Here is a 15993-nt window from a genome sequence, read left to right as displayed (position 1 = left end):
ATTGCTGGACTTGGATTGCAGGTTCTGATGTGCTGAGCCGGTACGCCGACGGATCGGCGATCGATGGGACGGGAAGTGCGGATGCAGATTTCATTGAAGCGCGCTCTGATCGTGGGCGGCGTGGCAGTTGTCGTGTTGACCGGCGGTTATGTCCTGTGGGGCCGCGCGGATTCCATGCCGCAGGCGATTGCGGCGCACGCGCCTCACACGCAAGGCCGCGCTGACGTCGCACCCGTGCCCTCAAAGCAGCATCGTGCCGCTGCGCGAACGGGTCCGCAGCCGCCGAATCCCCAGGTCTTCCGCCGGGTAGGTCCGAAGGCATACGAGATTGCCGGCAACCGTGAGCGGCGGCCGCCGGGCGATGCGCTTGAGTACATGAGGGTGATGAAGCAGCGTTCCGACGCCGGTGATGCGGATGCGAGCTATCTGATGGAGTTGACGGTGCGCGAGTGCAGGAACCTGATCAAGCATGATCCGGTCGCGTCATTCGATTTCCTTCGTAATGCAGGCATGACGCCGGATCCTGCCTCGTTGGTCAATGATGAGCGTCGTCTGGGCGAGTGTGCGTCCCTGGTAGCTGCGCCTGCCTTCTATCATGGAGCATGGCTTGCCAGGGCCGCCTCGCAGGGTTCAATCGAAGCCAAGCTGCTTTACGCGGCCGATCCCGAGACCGTCATCGGCCCTCCGTCGGAGTGGCTTGCGAATCCGGAATCCCTGGTCAGATGGCGGGAGAGTGCGATGCGCCATCTCCATGATGCTGCGGCAACGGGAAGCCTCGATGCGGTCAGTCACCTGTCCAGCGCGTACGACAAGGGAAGAATCACCGCCTACGATGGCGTGAATGCCTATGCATATGCCTTGGCCGCTGCCAAGGCAAATCCGGCACATATGCCGGCGAGGAGCCTGCAGGAGTTGCAGGCGAAGTTGAGCCCTGCACAGCGCGAGGCTGCGCGCGAGCGGGCGACGCAGGTGTACGCGGACTGCTGCATCGCAGATCAATGACGCGCAGTCCCGATTCCGTCGGTTTCTATGGGGCAGGACGCGGCCTGCCGGATTTCGTCCTCGACCTCAATCGTGCTGGAACCGCAAGGGTTCACTGCCCATCGCCGGATCGCTGGTGCCGGGGCGGCCATCCTCTACACGCCCTGCCAGGCGCAGCGCACCGCTTCCTGCGCTGACATGCAGGTCGTACCACCCTGCGGTGGGGGCTGCATCCCAGGCCAGTGATGTTTCCGAGCGCGCGGCAATGTCCAGCGTCTGGTCCGGCATGTGCCCGGCATAGGCGCCTCCCTGCACGCGGACCCGGCAGGGCTCATCGCCTGGATTACGCAGACGCAGGCGAAGCTGGCCATCGGCGCGCTCCATCTCCGCCAGCAACATCGGGGAGGTGGCATCGCCGCGGAAGTGGCGATGGAATCCATTGGGGCCCAGCAGCCACAGGTCGAAGCGGCCATCGGCAGCAAGCGGCCAGCGCGCCTGCACGGGCGTGCCCGGCACCAGCGTGTAACGCCTCGGAATCGCGTCCAGGCGCAGCCGGTCGTAGACATGCAGTACCGCTGCCGCTCCTTCGCAGGCCAGCTGCAGATCGATGCTTCCGGCGGCCAATGCGGTGATCCGGGCCTGCGGCCGATAGGGCAGGGCGCGTGCCGGTCTTACCCCGGCTTCCTGGCGTGCAGGGTGCAACCCCTCCGGCAGGGCAGGCACGGTCCGGCCCGGCAGGGCCGCCGCGCGCGCGGCCACCGCATCGACGTCAGGCAACGCTTGCACGAAGGGGCGGGTATCGCGCTGGGCGAAATCGAACGCGTGGGTCAGATCGCCACAGACCGCGCGCCGCCACGGTGAGATGCCCGGTGCGGGCACACCGAAGCGGCGTTCGATCAGACGCAGTACCGAGGTGTGGTCATACACCTGCGAATCGACCCAGCCGCCCCGGCTCCAGGGCGAGATCACGTACAACGGCACGCGCGGGCCCAGTCCATAGGGGCGGCCACGCAGCTCGGCGGCGTCGTACTTCTCGTCGCCAGGCGCAGGATGCCGATGGTATTCGCCTTCGGTGCCGACCGACGATGCGCCGGCCCAGCCATCCTCCAGCGGTGAAGGCGGGGCGGGCGGCGGCACGTGGTCGAAGAAGCCGTCGTTCTCGTCGAACATCAACAGCAGGGCGGTACGGCTCCAGACCTCCGGGTCGGCGGTCAGCGCGTCGAGCACGCGCGCGGTGTAGGCCGCGCCCTGCGCCGGGCTGGAGGGGCCGGGATGTTCGCTGCCGGCAGCGTCGGCGATGATGAAGCTGACCTGTGGCAACTGGCCGTCCACCACATCCTGGCGCAGCTGTGCCAGCCCGCGCGTGCTGACCCCGCGGGCGCGAAGCTGCGGATCGTGGCCCGGTGCAGCGCGGTACGCCTGCCGGAAGGTCTCGAATCCGGCCAGCGGGTTGTCGGTGAAGTTGTCGGCCATGTCCTGGTAGATCTGCCAGGACACCCCCGCCTGCTGCAGCTGCTCGACGTAGCTGGCCCACTGGTAGGACGCCGGATGGCCGCCGTGCTCCGGGAAGTTGTCGTGGGAGTTGGCGATCACCGGGCCGCCGGCGCGGGCAAAGGGATCGTTGTGGCCGGTCCACAGGAACACCCGGTTCGGGTTGGTGCCGGCCTGGATCGCGCAGTGATAGGCATCGCAGACGGTGAAGGCATCGGCGAGTGCGAACTGGAAGGGCAGGTCGCTGCGCTGGAAGTAGCCCATGGAGTGATTCTGCTTGGCCTTGGGCCACTGCCCCATGCGCCCATTGTCCCAGGCACGCTGCGCGTCAGGCCAGGTGTGCGGCGTGCCTTCGACGCGCATGTAGCCGAAGTGCGCGGCGGTATCCAGCGGGAACGGTGCGATCGCGCGGCTGCCGCTGGCATCGGGTTGCAGCCACAGGGTGCGCGCAGCGCCACCGCCCGCCAGGGGGGCGGCGGGGGCCACGAAACGATCACCGAATCCGCGCACGCCCGGCAGGGTGCCGAAGTAGTGATCGAACGAGCGGTTCTCCTGCATGAACACCACGATGTGCTGCAGGTCCTGCAGGCTGCGGGTGCGTGCATCGGGGGCGATCGCGGCGGCCCGGGCGATGCTCGGCAGCAGCGGTGAAAGGCCGGCGGCAAGGCCGGCCTGCAGCAGTCGGCGACGGCCGATATCGGTCACGGGTTTACTCACAGGTCCACGCGGAAGGAGATGCCGACGGTGCGCGGAGCGCCGATGAAGGCGCTGTCGCGGCCGTCGACACCTGCAAGATACCGCTTGTCGGTGAGATTGCTCACCACCAGGTTCGCACCCATGCCCTTCAGGCGTGGCGACAGGCCCTGCAGATCAAAGCCGATGTTGGCATTGAACACCGTGGCCGAGGGGAGGCTGCTGGCGTTGGCGGCATCGAGGTAGCGCGTTCCCAGATAGCGACCTGACAGGCCGAAGTTCCAGTTCTCACCCTGCCAGTCAGCCGAGACCACCAGGATCTGCTCGGGCTGGCCGATCACCTTGGCGCCATCGACGATGCCCAGCTGGGCGTCACGCGCGGAATCGCCGCTGCCGAGGTACTTCGAGCGGTTGTAGGTATAGGCCGCGTTGATCCGCCAGCCGTTGTCCCAGCCGTATCCGAGCGCCGCTTCCAGGCCATTGCTCTCCACGCCCCCGAAGTTCTCGTAGACGCCGTCGGTCTCGCCCAGGTAATCGATGCCGCTGACGAAACCGGCCGGCAGGTAGACGATGCGGTTGTCGAACTTGATGTTGTACAGGGTGACCGAGGCGGTCAACGGCCAGCGGCTGATGCGCATGCCGAGTTCGATGTTGTCGGCGGTCTCCGGCTCGACGTTGCGGAAGCGCTGCGGATCGGTCTCGCCCAGTACGCCGGAGGGGATGGCCGCGAAGTTCTGCGCGAAGCCTGCGAACAGTTCCATGCCCTGAACACCGGGTGCCCAGGTGAAGCCGGTGGACAGCAGCGGATCGGACTTTGAATCGGACGTGACGTTCTCGGCGGCGCCGATCACACGCCGGCGGGACTGGTCCACGAAGAACTGCTTCACGCCCAGGCGCGCGCTGAAGGGGCCGAAGCGGGCCACGTCCTCGATGTAGTACATCTGCTCATCGACCTTGTACCGGTCTTCGAACTGGACCCAGTACGGCTGGTGATCGAAGGCGATGTCCTGCCCGACGTTGAGCAGCCGGTGCCAGTCGCGGCGTGCGGAGCGGTCCAGCTTTTCCACCCACAGGCCACCGCGGACCGTGTTGTCGATGCTGCCGAAGGTCTGCCGCCACTCGACGTCGGCAGTGACGCCCATGCGGTCGTTGTCGTAGTGGGTGTGGCGGTAGGACTGGGCGCCGAGCACATTGCCGGCGTAGCAGCCCGGATCATACTCGGCCGTGAAGCCCGGCCGCGGCGTGCAGGTGGCCAGACGCTGGGCGGCGCTGCCATCCGGATTGACGAAGTAGATCTGGCCCCGGTTGCTGCCGCCGTACACGGTGCTGCCGCCGGTGTACTCCGACTCGGGGCGACCGCTGCCATCGTCGCTGACCTGCGCCAGGTACGGCGGCAGCCAGTCGCCGCGACCCTGCATGCGATGACCGTAGGCCGCCATCGAGGCCTTGAAGCCGTTGCCACCGTCAAAGGCCGCGCGCAGGTAACCGAAGGTGTTCTCGCGCAGGGCACGGGAACCGGAACGGAAGTTCTGGTCCAGATAGGGAATGCCGGTCAGGGTGCCGACCAGGTTGTCGCGGTCCGGATTGGTGGCGAAGCCCTGTGGCGAAACGCTGGTGTACTCCGGTTCGTCGGCATCGTTGTAGGACAGATAGCCGGTGAGTGTCCAGCGGTCCAGTTCGGTGACGAACTTGCCGGCGATATGGTCGTTGCGGGTGCGGCCGCTGCCGTCGATCCAATCGTGCACGCGCGCCGAGGATGCACTGACCCAGGCACGGGTGTGGCCGCCAAGCACGCCGGTGTCATAGCGCACGTAGTACTTGCGCGCTTCATTGTCACCGGCACCGACGACGAAGCGCAGCCGGCTGTCCTGCAGCGGATCGCCGGTGAGGAAGTTCTGGGTGCCGCCCAGCGCCTCGTTCGAGCGCGAGGAGATGTCAGCCGTGCCCTGGCTGACCTCCACCGTTTCCAGGTCCAGGGTGTCGATGTAGCGATTGGCCAGGGAGCCACCGCCGTAGCCCGAGCCACCATTGGGCAGGCCATCGATGGTGGTGCCGATCTGCTGCGTATCGCGGTTGGTGACGAAGCCGCGCATGCTGATCTGCGTGCCCCACACCGACGAACCGGTGGCATCGGCCTCGCTGACGACCACGCCGGGCACTTCGTTGAGCGCGTCGTTGACGCTGCTCATCACCAGCTGCCGGTTCAGTGTTTCCGTGCGCACCGCAGTCTTGGCGTAACTGGTTGCCTGGCCGATCACCTGGACCTGGTCCAGCGTGCGGGCGTCGCTGCGACGTGTCGTGTCACCCTCTCCCTGCGGTGCTTCGGCGAGGGCGTCCAGTGCGGGCGCGATCAGCAGGGCAAGCAGCGAGATACGGGGAATACGCGCATGCGTTGGCATCGAAACCAGACCTTAACGAGTGGGGGAAGCCCCGGAGTGTCGGCAGCGGCAGTGACGTGACGGTGACGTGCAGATGCAGCCTTCATTGCACCCGCGGCGCGGGAGGCGCCCTGCACCAAGCTGAATCGATGCTGCGCTGTCATCAAGCCGTCATCGAACCGCGATAGATGGCAAGCGCGGTGCCCGCTAGGCTGCCACGCTGTCGCATTTCTTCCTTGATCGCCCATGAAGCGCCCGCTGCTGCTGTTGCTGGCGTGCGCCGGCCTGTGGCTGGCTGCATGCTCTTCCTCGATGAATGCCGCATCCACCTCGCTCGCCGACCGCCTGGTCGCGCCGGGCGGCGTGTCGACGCTGCTTGACCAGCCGCGCATCGCTGCGGCCATTGCCGGGATTCCCAATCGCCATGGTTTCGCGCCGGGCCGTGATGGCGTGCCGATCTTCTGGCGCGTGTTCGATCCGGGCAACTACGGCGCCCGCTATCGCTATCTGCCGCAGCGGCATGAGAATGGCCTGCCGCTGGACACCGGACTCAGCCTGTCGGTGCCGCAGCCGTTCCGGGCACAGGCGCCGCGTGGCACCGTGGTGCTCCTGCACGGCTGGATGATGAACGGCGATTCGATGCTGCCGTGGTCATTGCAGCTGGCCGGATCGGGCTATCGCGTGGTCACGCTCGACCTGCGCAACCACGGTCAGTCCGGGGCTGGACCCTCCGGCTATGGCACCTACGAATCGGACGACGTGGTCGATGTGATCGCTGAGCTGCGCGCACGCGGCGAAGTCACCGGGCCCCTGTATCTGTTCGGCGTGTCCTATGGCGCGGCGACGGCGGTGTTCACCGCTGAAAAGCTCGGTGACCAGGTTGCCGGCGTCGTCGCGATGGAGTCGTTCGCCAATGCCGGCGTAGCCATCCGCACGATGATTCCGCACCTGATGGCGCTGCAGCCGGAAGGGTGGAAGGCACAGGCCGTGGCCTCATATGCGCGGTGGCGTTATGGCGGACAGGACATCGACCAGGTGATTGCTGCGGCCAGCCGCCGCATCGATGTCGATCTTGACCATGTGGATGTGGCTCGCGCGCTGGCCGACACGCGCGCCTGCGTGCTGCTGCTGCACGGGCAGGGCGACCAGCACATTCCTGTGAGCCAGGCGCGCGAACTCGCGCAGGCCAACCCGCGGGCGCACTACATCGAGATGCGCGGCGAGGACCATATCACCCTGCCGCTGCGGCTGGATCTGTTGGCCGGTGTGGTCGACGACTGGATGGCGCGCGACGAACGGCACCCCCCGTCCACCTGCCCGGCGCCGCAGCTGCCGGCACAGGCCGAGTGGCTGGTGCACGATGTGCCGGCAGCGGAGCCGGCACGCGGTTGATGCATCGTCAGGACAGCCGGCGCGCCAGTGCGGGCGCCGACAGCGCGACACCGATCAGCAGTGCCGCCACGCAGAGGAACGCGAAGCCCAGGCTGCTGGCATGGGCCAGTGCGCCGATCGCGGCCGGGCCGGCGAGAATGCCGGCATAGCCCAGTGTGGTGACAGCCGTGATGGCGATGTTCTCGGGCATCGCGCGCTGCTGTCCAGCCATCGAGAACAGTGCCGGCACGATGTTGGCGCAGCCCAGGCCGACCAGCGCATGGCCCGCAAGGGCAACCGGCAACGATGGCACCAGGGTGGCCACGGCAAAGCCGGCCGCAGCGGTGATGCCGCCGATGACAAGGGTGCGGGTGCGGCCGAGACGCTCGACGATGCCATCGCCGAACAGGCGCATGGCTGTCATCGCCAGAGTGAACACCGCGAAGCCCGCGCCGGCCTGGTCGCGAGGCACCTGCCGTACCTCGGCCAGGAACACGGCGCTCCAGTCCAGCATCGAGCCTTCGGCGAGAAACACCACGAATGCCAGCACGCCGATGAACAGCACCACGCCATGTGGCAGTGCCAGCAAGGGGCCTTCGTGCAGGATCCGTTGCGGACGCCAGTGCGGTGCCGACAGCACAGCTACCAGCAGCAGTGCCGCCGCCGCGAGCAGCGCGGCCAGCCAGAGCGGTGTGCCCAGGATCAGCAGACCGGTCATGCAGCCGGCGCCGACAAAGCCACCGATGCTGTAGAAGGCGTGGAAGCCGGACATCATCACCCGGCCGGCTTCGCGTTCGACGGCCACTGCCTGCATGTTCATCGTGCAGTCCATCGCACCCACGCCCGCGCCGAACACGAACAGGGCCGCACCGAGCACGAAGGGCGAAGGCGGCACCGCCAGCAGCGGCAGTGCCAGCAGCACGAGTGCACAGGTGACCACCAGCAGCCGACGGCAGCCGAAGCGACCGGTCAGCGCACCGGCCAGCGGCATGGCCAGCAGTGAGCCCAGCCCGAGGCACAGCAGCACGGCGCCCAGACCGGCGTCGGACAGCCCTGCCTGGGCCTTGGCGAAGGGCACCATCGGTGCCCACGCGGCGGTGGCGAAACCGGGAATGAAGAAGGCGGCGCGGGTGGCGTGCTGCTGGGCACGTGGGGAAGATGGCGTCATGCGCGGTAGGAAGCTCCAGTGAACCGTCATGGAAGCGATTTCACGGCCGTTCGGCAAGTGCCAACGGAGGGGGGCCGACATGCATACGATTGCAGCGCGCCAAGGGCGAGGCGGCATCGAACCCCGCCCCGCACCGCGACGGTGATCTGTGGCCGCGTATGGACAGACCCCACGAGAGCTTCTGTTCAGAACCCGCAGATGATGGCCGATCGGATCCAGCCCCGGCGTCTTCTGCAACTGGATGCGAGCCATGCTTCGCTGGCGTCGAGACCGGCCGAGGTGACTGCGTTGATTCTGGAGGCCTGCGCCGCCGTCGGCGGTTGAGGGCCAAAGGTCGCCCGCGATACCGGTCGGCACCGCGGGCGTGACTTCACAGCGGCAGGTCGAACACCAGCACTTCGGCGTCGTTGCCGTTCTCCAGCGTCAGCTGCGCTTCGTCGCTGATCTGCAGCGCATCACCGGCTTCCAGGGTGATGCCGTTGACCTGCAGCTGGCCACGGGCGACCTGCACATAGGCACCGCGTCCGCTGCCCAGGGCGTGGTGCAGCTTGTGGCTGCCGTCGAGCAGGGTGGCGAAGATGCGGGCATCCTGGTGGATGCGCAGCGAACCATCTGCACCGTCGGGCGAGGCGATCAGGCGCAGCTGGTTGCGCTTGCTGTCCGGCGTGAAGTGGGTTTCCTCATACGACGGGGTGATGTTCTCCGTGTCCGGGAAGATCCAGATCTGCAGGAAATGCACGGGTTCGGTGGCCGAGTGGTTGAACTCGCTGTGGCTGACGCCGCTGCCGGCGCTCATGCGCTGCACATCGCCGTAGCGCAGTACCGAACCGGTGCCCATCGAGTCCTTGTGTTCCAGTGCGCCGCCCAGCACGTAGGAGACGATCTCCATGTTGCTGTGGCTGTGGGTGCCGAAGCCCTGGCCGCCGATCACCTTGTCCTCGTTGATCACCCGCAGCGGACCGAAGCTGACATAGCGCGGATCGTAGTAGTTGGCGAACGAGAAGGTGTGGCGCGAGGACAGCCAGCCATGTTCGGCCAGGCCACGGGTAGCACTCTTGCGGATCTGCAGCATGGGATATCTCCTTGTTCGATGTTTTCGATGGGGCGGGGCAGGGCATTGATCGCCGTGTTTCCCTGTTGGAGAGAAGTATCCGCTTGCGCCGGTGCTTTGAAAAACGGATAGTTTTGAAAGCCATCATCGAAAAATTCGAATGCTCAAGCTCAGCCTCGAAGCCCTGCAGATCCTGGACGCCATCGATCGCCGCGGTTCGTTTGCGGGTGCCGGCAAGGCCCTGCACAAGGTGCCGTCCACCATTTCCTACACCGTGGCCAAGCTGGAAGAGGATCTTGGCGTGCAGCTGTTCGACCGGGTGGGCCCGCGTGCGGAGCCGACCGAGGCCGGTCGCGCGCTGCTGGATGAGGGCCGGCATCTGCTCCGTGCGGCCCGCGAACTGGAACTGCGGGTGCGCCGGGTGGCCTCCGGCTGGGAAACCGAACTGACCCTGGCAGTGGATTCGGTGTTTCCCACCTGGCTGCTGGGTCCGGACATCGCCGCATTTCGCGGCGCTGAGGCGCCGACCCGCCTGCGCTTGATCGGCGAGGCGCTGTCCGGCACCTGGGAGGCGCTGCTGGACCGGCGTGCCGATCTGCTGGTGGGCGCGCCGGGCGAGGGGCCGAGCGGTGGTGGCTACGTGGTCGAGCCGTTGGGTACGGTCGAGTTCGTGTTCGCGGTTGCCCCGGATCATCCCTTGGCGGCAGTGCCGGGCGTGCTGGGACGTGAGCAGCTGGTCGAGCACTGTGCGATCGCGGTGTCCGATTCGGCGCGGCGCCTGCTGCCCCGTACGGTTGGCCTGCTGATGGGGCAGGAGATGCTGACAGTGCCCGACATGGCCAGCAAGCTGAAACTGCAATGCGAGGGCGTGGGCTTCGGCTTTCTGCCCGAGCCGTGCGCGCGCGCGGCCGTGGCACGAGGCGAACTGGTGATCCGTGAGGTCGAGGAACACAAGCCGGAGGAGACCTTCTGGTTGGCCTGGCGGACCGGTGAGGATGGCGCGGCATTGCGCTGGTGGCGCGAGCGCCTGCGCAGGCCGGAGCTGCTGTCGCAGTGGTGGCAGGCAATGGCCGGGGGGTAGGTGTGCGACAGGGCTGCGCCCTGCACCCGCTACGGGCGGGAACACGGCAACAGCAACAGCTGAAGCGGGCTTGCCGGGGCAGGACGGGGTGGGTCCGGTTGCGGGAGACGCCGTAAACCCGTCCCTGGGGGCTTGGCCGCGGCATCCATGCCGCGGACACTCCCGCAACCGGACCCACCCCGCCTTCGACAGTTTTCCGCTATCTGTCGGAACGGCGTACTGCTCTGGTAGGTGTCGACCTTGGTCGACACGGTAGATCCACGCCATGCATGGATGAATTCACTCGATATCTGACAGATGTGTCGACCAAGGTCGACACCTACCAACAGCCGCGTGAACCTGTCGAAGGTGGGGCGGTGTCGGAATGCGCGCTGTTGCTGTTGCTCCGGCTTTGGCTTCGGCGGGTGCAGGGCGCAGCCCTGCCGAAGAACACACATAAAAAAACAGCAGGCCGAGGCCTGCTGTTTCGGTGTAATGGTGCGCCCGGAGAGATTCGAACTCCCGACCGCCTGGTTCGTAGCCAGGTACTCTATCCAACTGAGCTACGGGCGCCAATTACATAAACCTGTTGTGTTGATCGTGTATGGTGCGCCCGGAGAGATTCGAACTCCCGACCGCCTGGTTCGTAGCCAGGTACTCTATCCAACTGAGCTACGGGCGCGCGGTACACAATCAAATTTTACTTCATTTCCAGCGGCGGATGCCGGAAACCTGTCGAGTGGTGCGCCCGGAGAGATTCGAACTCCCGACCGCCTGGTTCGTAGCCAGGTACTCTATCCAACTGAGCTACGGGCGCCCTGCGACAGGAGCGGAATTATGCGGATGTCGGCGCGTACCGTCAACCGTTTTTGTGAAGATTTTCATCCAGCTGAATGAAAAATTGGTGGGCGACCGCCTGTGGCGCCTTCATCCACGCGAAGTGGTCGGCACGCGTGCCCAGTTCCCCGTCGGACAGCACATGCAGGTGTGATGCCACATTCGGCAGTTTATCCAGCAACGCCTGCATCGAACCGGTCGGTGCCAGCCAGTCGTGTTCCATCACCACGGCCTGCGCGCTGCCATGCACGCGTGCCATCTGCGCATCGAGATCCTCGGTCATGCCCGCGGCTGCGTAATGGTTGCTCAGGCCCACCCGCGACCAGTCGGCAATCAGGCCGCGTGCTTCGGTGCCCCCAAAGCCCAGGCGCCGGCCGTGCAGCACGCCCTGGCGGCGGGCGATCCAGGGCAGGAAGCGGTACACCAGCGGCAGAAGCCATCCGCGCGGAGGCGGAAACGTACGCCAGAACGGCGTGCCACTGGCGGCCAGCCACAGGTGCTCGAAGTGCTGCGGTTGCCGTCCTGCATGCACGCAGGCCAGCTGCCCACCCAGGCTGTGCCCACCGATGATCCAGGGCAGCACGCCTTCGCCGGCATCGGCGTTGGCGAGCAAAGCCTGGCTGGCAGGCAGGTCCTGCTCGAGCACTTCACGATAGCCCCAGTCCTGCGTGCGCGAAGGGCGCAGTGAACTGCTGCCGTTGCCACGCCACTCGTGCAGGTAGACCGCGATGCCTTTCGCAGCCAGGGCCTGTGCCAGTGGCAGGTAGTGGCGCGCGGCCACGCCCAGTGCGGGGAGCCATAGCAGCCGCGCCAGCGGCTGCTCGGGTACGCAGGCCATCACCTCGAAGCGATGGCCGTCGCCGCATTCCACGGCCAGTGTCCGTGATGGCAGGCTCATGCGTGGGGCGCTGCGCCGAAATGATCCAGCACGCGCACATCGCTGCGCCCCGGCATGTAGCCCAGTTGCAGCCCGCGTGCCACGTAGTCGATCGATGCTTCGCAGGCGTTGGCCAGGCTCAGGCCATTGCACAGTTGCGCGGCGATGGCCGAGGCCAGTGTGCAGCCGGTGCCGTGCGCATCCAGCGGCAGGCGCGCGTGACTGAATTCCTCGCTGCTGACGCCATCGAAGTAGCGATCGATCACCCGGTTGCCCTCGTGCAGGTGGCCGCCCTTGAGCAGCACCGCGCCGGCCCCGAGATCCAGCAGTGCCGACGCAGCCCGCTCGGCGTCGTCTCCATCGCCGATCGTGCGGCCCACCAGCAGTTCTGCCTCCGGTGTGTTGGGAGTGACCAGCGTGGCCAGCGGAAGCAGACGCTCGCGCATTGCCTGCAGCGCGCTGTCTTCCAGCAGGCGCGCACCACTGGTGGCGACCATCACCGGATCCAGCACCACATGTGCGGGCCGGTGACGCTGCAGCGCATCGGCCACGGCGTGGATCACCTCGGCATTGGCCAGCATGCCCAGCTTCACCGCGTGGATGTCGAAATCATCGAAGCACGCGTCGAGCTGCGCGCGCAGGAATTCGATTGGCGGCACATGCACGGCGGTGACACCGCGGGTGTTCTGCGCGGTCAATGCGGCGATCGCGGAGAGGCCATGCACGCGGTGTGCGGCGAAGGCCTTCAGGTCGGCCTGGATGCCGGCGCCTCCGCCGGAGTCGGAGCCGGCGATGGTAAGGGCGGAAACGGGAGTGGTCGGGCTCATGCGGCGATTGTGCCGTGGTCACCGGGATGGGGGTAGTGCCGGCTACGGGCTGCCGGCAGGGGCGGACGCCTCATGCTGCGCGTGCGTGCGGCGACGCTCAGTACCGCCAGCGTACCCATTGCTGGTACAGCACATAGACCAGCCCGGTCGCGCCGGTCAGCAGCGCGGGGGCAAGCAGGGCATCGTACTGCCAGCGCAGGAACAGCCACGCACCCATCACGCCACCGGCCAGGAAGCCGCTGATGATCAGTCCGCTGAGCGTCAGCCGCCGCACCTGCAGCGGCAGCCCGCGCAACAGATGGCCCAGGCCGATGCCAAGATCGGTGAACATGCCGCTGAGGTGGGTGGTCCGTATCACCGCGCCGCTGAAGGTGGTGGCCATCGCGTTCTGCAACCCGCAGGCCATCGCTGCCGACAACGCGCCCCAGATCTGCTGCTGCTTGAACAAGGGAATGGCGGCCAGCAACAGCGCCGATTCCAGTGCCAGAGCGACGCCATAGCGCCGGCCGAGCTGCAGTGCGCTGTCCTGGATCAGCAGCCCGCTGAGCATCGCACCCAGCGAAAAAGCGATCAGCAGGCCCCACAGGTGCCCGACCGCGCGCCAGTCGCCCTGCGCCAGTGCCATGCCGAGCTGGCTGGTACTACCGGTCATGTGGCTGACGGCCTGATGCTCGAAACCCAGAAAGCCGACCACGTTGACCATGCCGGCCACGCACGACAGCGCTACGGCACCGATCCAGACCCAGGTGGGAAGGCGTATGCCCATCGGCGCGACCCTCAGGGACCGCCGAGACCGCCGTTGAACTGCAGCTCGCTGAACGCACCGGTGGCCGGGTCGAACACCGCGCCCCAGAACTGCTTGCCACCATCGCAGACGCGGATGGCCTCGCGCGCCGGCTTGATGCCGCTGTCGTCAGGCAGGCGGAACGCATTGATGTAGATCAGGCGCTTGCCGGCGCTTTCGATGCCGACGTACTGGCGGTCGAAGTCCAGTACGTCGGGCACCTGCGCCTGCAGCGAAGGCAGTGCGGCTTCCAGCTGGTCCACCTGTTGCCGGCTGGGGGCCCAGTAGCCGGTGACGCGGCCGGCATCCCGGCCCGGGCTGTGCCGCGAGCAGGTGTCGAGCACCTGCGCGGCGACGATCGGCCGGGTGACCACCCACGACTGGCCGGTGCGTTCGGCGGTCGGCACGCTGGCCGGCCCGCGGGTGGTGGTGCAGGCACCAAGGACGGCTGCGAGGGTGATCGCAGCCGTCGGCAGCAGCAGGCGGGCAGAACGGTTCACAGCACCTCCGAAGCGTAATCGGCCAGCCGCGAGCGTTCGCCACGGCGCAGGGTGATGTGCGCACTGTGCGGCCAGTTCTTGAAGCGATCCACCGCGTAGGTCAGGCCGGACGTCGTCTCGGTCAGGTACGGGGTGTCGATCTGCTCGACGTTGCCCAGGCAGACGATCTTGGTGCCGGGACCGGCACGGGTGATCAGCGTCTTCATCTGCTTCGGGGTGAGGTTCTGTGCCTCGTCCAGGATCAGATAGCGCGACAGGAAGGTGCGGCCGCGCATGAAGTTCATCGAGCGGATCTTGATGCGGCTGGCCAGCAGATCGTTGGTTGCCTGGCGTCCCCAGGTTCCGCCTTCCTGGTTGTGCGTGAGCACTTCCAGGTTGTCGGTCAGCGCGCCCATCCACGGTGTCATCTTCTCTTCCTCGGTGCCCGGCAGGAAGCCGATGTCCTCGCCGACGCTGACGGTGGCCCGGGTCATGATGATCTCGCGGTAGCGCTGCTGGTCCATCGTCTGTGCCAGCCCCGCGGCCAGTGCCAGCAGGGTCTTGCCGGTGCCGGCGGTGCCGAGCAGGGTGACGAAGTCGATCTCCGGATCCATCAGTGCATTGAGCGCGAAGTTCTGTTCGCGGTTGCGCGCGCTGATGCCCCACACGGCATGGCTGCCGTGGCGGAAATCATCAACCAGCGACAGCACCACCTTGCCATCGCCGACCACGCGGCTGACGCGAAGCTCCACCTCGTCCTCGCCCGGCAGGTAGACGTACTGGTTCGGGTACCACTCCTCGTCGTCCCTGGCCAGGATCTCGTAATGGGTGCGGCCCTTGTCGCTCCAGCTGCGCAGGTCGTCGCCATGGAGCTTCCAGAAATCCTCCGGCAGCTCGGTGGCGCCGGTGTAGAGCAGGCTGAAATCGTCCAGTGCGCGGTCGTTTTCGTAATCTTCCGAAACGATGCCGGCGATGGCCGCCTTGATCCGCAGGTTGATGTCCTTGGAGACGAACACCACCGGGATCTCCGGGGTCTGCTCCTTCAGCGCCAGGATGGCACCGAGGATGGCATTGTCCGGGATGACCTGGCCGAAGCTCTTGCCGGCGTCGAAATGACTGGTCTGGAAACGCAGCTTGCCGGCACTGTGCTTGCCGCGCAGCTGCAGGCCCTGTGGTCGCTGCAGCGGAATGCCGTCAGCCAGATTGTCCAGGCCGGAGGCCTGCACCAGCTCGTTGAGGAAACGGCTCACCTGGCGGGCGTTGCGGCTTGCCTCGGACGTGCCCTTCTTGCCGTTGTCCAGCTCCTCGATCACCTGCATCGGCAGGTAGACGTCATGCTCCTCGAATTTGAACAGCGCGGTCGGATCGTGCATCAGCACGTTGGTATCCAGCACGTAGATGCGCTTGCCTCGGGTCATCGTCGATTCCTGGTTACGGACAGGGAAAAACCACCACGACCTGCGGGGCAGGGTGATGGCGGACAAAGTGGGCGATGGGAATCACTTGGATTGGGCGGCCTTCAGTTCGGCAAGCACGGCGTCGGCATGGCCGGCGACCTTGACCTTGCGCCAGGACTGCGCGATGCGGCTGTCGGGAGAAATCAGGAAGGTGCTGCGCTCGATGCCACGTACCTGCTTGCCGTACATGTTCTTCATCCGGATCACATCGAAGGCGTTGCACAGCGCTTCGTCGCCATCGCTGACCAGCGGGAACGCGAAGCCCTGTTTGGCACAGAAGTTGTCGTGTGATTTCACCGAGTCACGGGAGACGCCGAGTACGGTGGCGCCGGCCTTGCGGAACTCCGGCAGCAGCGCGTTGAAGTCGATGCCTTCGGTGGTGCACCCCGGGGTGCTGTCCTTGGGGTAGAAGTACAGCACCAGCCATTGGCCCGCGAGGTCGCCGAGGGTGGTGTGTTCGCCGCCTGACAGGGCCAGCGGGAGCGAGAGGGTGGTGCGGTCCAGGGTATCGCCGTTGTTCATGAGGTCCTTGGTTCCGG

At 66.5% G+C, this 15993-nt stretch carries 12 protein-coding genes, 3 tRNA genes and 1 pseudogene; 3 read left to right on the top strand and 13 right to left on the bottom strand.

What is annotated here, in order from left to right; genetic code table 11:
* The first annotated feature begins 81 nt into the window (after window positions 1-81).
* Window positions 82-1002 carry a hypothetical protein gene (locus tag ABE543_RS06500; protein WP_346475453.1) on the top strand — a complete coding sequence of 307 codons (921 nt, stop codon included), beginning with the start codon at window positions 82-84 and terminating at the stop codon, window positions 1000-1002.
* 66 nt (window positions 1003-1068) lie between these two features.
* On the opposite strand, the gene ABE543_RS06495 is transcribed toward ABE543_RS06500, so the two are convergent.
* Entirely contained in the window at window positions 1069-3177 is a 2109-nt protein-coding gene (locus ABE543_RS06495; protein WP_346475452.1) for a phospholipase C, phosphocholine-specific, read from the bottom strand.
* Window positions 3178-3185: 8 nt separating this feature from the next.
* Window positions 3186-5564 carry a TonB-dependent receptor gene (locus ABE543_RS06490; protein ID WP_346475451.1) on the bottom strand — a complete coding sequence of 793 codons (2379 nt, stop codon included), beginning with the start codon at window positions 5562-5564 and terminating at the stop codon, window positions 3186-3188.
* Window positions 5565-5789: 225 nt separating this feature from the next.
* On the opposite strand from ABE543_RS06490, the gene ABE543_RS06485 reads away from it, so the two are divergent.
* Complete coding sequence (locus tag ABE543_RS06485) at window positions 5790-6935, top strand: alpha/beta fold hydrolase (protein WP_346475450.1); 1146 nt, start codon at window positions 5790-5792, stop codon at window positions 6933-6935.
* A 7-nt stretch (window positions 6936-6942) separates the two neighbouring features.
* Here the strand turns inward: ABE543_RS06485 and ABE543_RS06480 are convergent, their stop codons facing one another.
* Together ABE543_RS06480 and ABE543_RS06475 are read right to left on the bottom strand one after the other, a co-directional pair.
* Window positions 6943-8082, bottom strand: coding sequence for an MFS transporter (locus ABE543_RS06480; protein ID WP_065181266.1), 1140 nt, complete (start codon window positions 8080-8082; stop codon window positions 6943-6945).
* Between the two features lie 370 nt (window positions 8083-8452).
* Window positions 8453-9154 (bottom strand): pirin family protein, encoded by a 702-nt coding sequence (locus tag ABE543_RS06475; RefSeq protein WP_053520377.1) that lies wholly within the window; start codon window positions 9152-9154, stop codon window positions 8453-8455.
* A 139-nt stretch (window positions 9155-9293) separates the two neighbouring features.
* On the opposite strand from ABE543_RS06475, the gene ABE543_RS06470 reads away from it, so the two are divergent.
* Window positions 9294-10214 (top strand): LysR family transcriptional regulator, encoded by a 921-nt coding sequence (locus tag ABE543_RS06470; RefSeq protein WP_053520376.1) that lies wholly within the window; start codon window positions 9294-9296, stop codon window positions 10212-10214.
* A gap of 475 nt (window positions 10215-10689) precedes the next feature.
* On the opposite strand, the gene ABE543_RS06465 is transcribed toward ABE543_RS06470, so the two are convergent.
* The 9 genes and pseudogenes from ABE543_RS06465 to ABE543_RS06425 form a co-directional block, all read right to left on the bottom strand.
* Window positions 10690-10766: transfer RNA gene (locus ABE543_RS06465), tRNA-Arg, on the bottom strand.
* A 32-nt stretch (window positions 10767-10798) separates the two neighbouring features.
* Window positions 10799-10875, bottom strand: a tRNA-Arg gene (locus ABE543_RS06460).
* Between the two features lie 58 nt (window positions 10876-10933).
* Window positions 10934-11010: transfer RNA gene (locus tag ABE543_RS06455), tRNA-Arg, on the bottom strand.
* Window positions 11001-11928, bottom strand: a pseudogene (locus ABE543_RS06450) (alpha/beta fold hydrolase). Before ABE543_RS06450 ends, ABE543_RS06455 begins: the two are co-directional and overlap by 10 nt.
* Window positions 11925-12734, bottom strand: a complete 810-nt coding sequence (thiD, locus tag ABE543_RS06445) for a bifunctional hydroxymethylpyrimidine kinase/phosphomethylpyrimidine kinase (RefSeq protein WP_053517263.1) — start codon at window positions 12732-12734, stop codon at window positions 11925-11927. Before thiD ends, ABE543_RS06450 begins: the two are co-directional and overlap by 4 nt.
* A 97-nt stretch (window positions 12735-12831) precedes the next feature.
* Entirely contained in the window at window positions 12832-13500 is a 669-nt protein-coding gene (locus ABE543_RS06440; RefSeq protein ID WP_053517265.1) for a YoaK family protein, read from the bottom strand.
* A gap of 11 nt (window positions 13501-13511) precedes the next feature.
* Entirely contained in the window at window positions 13512-14018 is a 507-nt protein-coding gene (locus ABE543_RS06435) for a hypothetical protein (RefSeq protein ID WP_053517266.1), read from the bottom strand.
* Window positions 14015-15415 carry a PhoH family protein gene (locus ABE543_RS06430; RefSeq protein ID WP_065181271.1) on the bottom strand — a complete coding sequence of 467 codons (1401 nt, stop codon included), beginning with the start codon at window positions 15413-15415 and terminating at the stop codon, window positions 14015-14017. Before ABE543_RS06430 ends, ABE543_RS06435 begins: the two co-directional genes overlap by 4 nt.
* Window positions 15416-15496: 81 nt before the next feature.
* The gene (locus ABE543_RS06425) at window positions 15497-15976 is read right to left on the bottom strand and encodes a peroxiredoxin (RefSeq protein ID WP_065174941.1); all 480 of its coding nucleotides are present in this window, start codon (window positions 15974-15976) and stop codon (window positions 15497-15499) included.
* Window positions 15977-15993 lie beyond the last annotated feature (17 nt).

This window comes from Stenotrophomonas sp. TWI169 (genome assembly GCF_039674705.1).
GTDB classification, from domain to species: Bacteria; Pseudomonadota; Gammaproteobacteria; order Xanthomonadales; family Xanthomonadaceae; genus Stenotrophomonas; species Stenotrophomonas maltophilia_P.
Note: the sequence above shows the minus strand (reverse complement) of the source record. Positions and strands in the feature narration are given on the sequence as shown.

Excerpts from the sequence above, each read along its gene's own strand:
- ABE543_RS06430 (WP_065181271.1), bottom strand. The coding sequence starts at position 15,415 with ATGACCCGAGGCAAGCGCATCTACGTGCTGGATACCAACGTGCTGATG.
- ABE543_RS06475 (WP_053520377.1), bottom strand. The coding sequence starts at position 9,154 with ATGCTGCAGATCCGCAAGAGTGCTACCCGTGGCCTGGCCGAACATGGC.
- thiD (WP_053517263.1), bottom strand. The coding sequence starts at position 12,734 with ATGAGCCCGACCACTCCCGTTTCCGCCCTTACCATCGCCGGCTCCGAC.
- ABE543_RS06480 (WP_065181266.1), bottom strand. The coding sequence starts at position 8,082 with ATGACGCCATCTTCCCCACGTGCCCAGCAGCACGCCACCCGCGCCGCC.
- ABE543_RS06500 (WP_346475453.1), top strand. The coding sequence starts at position 82 with ATGCAGATTTCATTGAAGCGCGCTCTGATCGTGGGCGGCGTGGCAGTT.
- ABE543_RS06490 (WP_346475451.1), bottom strand. The coding sequence starts at position 5,564 with ATGCCAACGCATGCGCGTATTCCCCGTATCTCGCTGCTTGCCCTGCTG.
- ABE543_RS06440 (WP_053517265.1), bottom strand. The coding sequence starts at position 13,500 with ATGGGCATACGCCTTCCCACCTGGGTCTGGATCGGTGCCGTAGCGCTG.
- ABE543_RS06470 (WP_053520376.1), top strand. The coding sequence starts at position 9,294 with ATGCTCAAGCTCAGCCTCGAAGCCCTGCAGATCCTGGACGCCATCGAT.
- ABE543_RS06425 (WP_065174941.1), bottom strand. The coding sequence starts at position 15,976 with ATGAACAACGGCGATACCCTGGACCGCACCACCCTCTCGCTCCCGCTG.
- ABE543_RS06485 (WP_346475450.1), top strand. The coding sequence starts at position 5,790 with ATGAAGCGCCCGCTGCTGCTGTTGCTGGCGTGCGCCGGCCTGTGGCTG.